This window comes from Streptomyces sp. ACA25, from assembly GCF_028200735.1.
GTDB lineage: Bacteria > Actinomycetota > Actinomycetes > Streptomycetales > Streptomycetaceae > Streptomyces.
This window is the reverse complement of the sequence record NZ_JAQKPV010000058.1, coordinates 1-1519: the sequence shown is the minus strand read 5'-3', so window position 1 is coordinate 1519 and position 1519 is coordinate 1. Positions and strand designations below refer to the sequence as shown.

The 1519-nt window shown below is 73.9% G+C and carries 1 protein-coding gene; it reads right to left on the bottom strand.

Annotated elements, in window-relative coordinates; all coding sequences use genetic code 11:
- Positions 1-1488: polyketide synthase dehydratase domain-containing protein (locus tag PJ985_RS23135; RefSeq protein ID WP_271685843.1), on the bottom strand; the 1488-nt coding region annotated here is incomplete at its 3' end.
- Positions 1489-1519: the final 31 nt, after the last annotated feature.

Below are 1519 nucleotides of genomic sequence, written 5' to 3'. Positions count from 1 at the left end.
GAGGGCCGAGGCGAGGGCGGACACGTCCGGACCGGTCGCGGTGGGACGGGCGTCAAGATCCACCAGGACGATCCGCCCGGGGTGTTCGGACTGCGCGGACCGCGTGAGTCCCCACACTCCGGCACCCGCCGGGTCGGGGACGGTGTCCCCCGACACGGCCTGCACGGCCCCGCGGGTCACCACGACCAGACGGGACTGGGCACAGCGGGGGTCCGCGAGCCAGGCACGCAGGTGCTCGAGCACGTCGGTCACACGTGCGAGGGCTGCCTCGCTGTCCCCGTCGGCGAAACCCTCGGGCCCGCACGCGGACAGCGCCACCCGGTCGGGGACCGGTCCGTCACCGATGAGGCCCTCGAGCGTGTCGGCGCGTCGGGCGAAACCGTCCAGTCCTGTCCCCAGGACCGCCGGCTCAGCGGGTTCTTCCTCCGCCGGGAAGACCGGAGTCCAGTCCAGGCGGTAGAGATCGTCAAGCGCCGGTCCCGCTTCGGCAGCCAGCGAAGGCGCTGGGCGAGTGAGGACACGGTCGACGGTCACCACGGGCCTGCCGCCGGCGTCGACGGCGAACACCGAGACTCCCTCGGCGCCCGGCGCGGGCGAGATCCGCGCACGCAGCGCGGTCGCCCCGGAGGCCCAGAGCGACACCCCCGACCAGGAGAAGGGCAGACCCGCCTCGCCCTTCCCGTCAAGCGCGGCCCCTGCCTGCAGAGCTGCGTCCAGCAGGGCCGGGTGCAGCCCGAACCCGTCAGCTTCGCGTTCGGGCAGGACGAGTTCGGCGAAGACGTCGGTGCCGCGGGTCCAGAGGGCGCGCACGCCGCGGAACAGCTCGCCGTAAACAAGGCCCGCGGACGCGAGGCGGTCATAGAGGTGAGCCGGATCGACAGGGGTGGCGCCCTCCGGAGGCCAGACGCCCGCCATTTCGGGCTCCTCACCGAACGCGCCGGCCCTGGGCGCCAGGACGGCCGTGGCGTTCCTGGTCCAGTCGCGGTCCGACCAGCCGCCGGGAGCGGCCGGGTCCTCGGGCCGGGAGTGGACCGTGAGTGACCGTCTGCCATCGGCACCGGCCGCACCGACCGACACCTGTAGCTGCACCGCCCCGTCCTCGGGCACCACGAGGGGGGTTTCCAGAATCAGCTCGTCGAGCCGTTCGGCACCCGCCTGTTCACCCGCGCGCACGGCCAGTTCGACGAAGGCGGTGCCGGGCAGGACGACCCGGCCGTGCACCACATGGTCGGTCAGCCAGGCCTGGACCGCCGGCGCCAGCCGTGCGGTGAAGAGGTACCCGTCGCCCTCCGCGAGGCCGAGTCCCGCACCGAGCAGAGGATGACCGGTGACACCGAGTCCGGCGGAGGTGACATCTCCGGCCCAGGAGATGCCGGTCGGCCAGTAGCGGTCCCGCGCGAAGGCGTAGGTGGGCAGGGCCACGCGCCCGCCGCCCCGGCCCGCGAACAGGGCAGCCCGGTCGACGGTCGCCCCGTGGCTGTGGAGCACGCTCAGAGCGCGCAGCGTCTCAGTGCTGTCC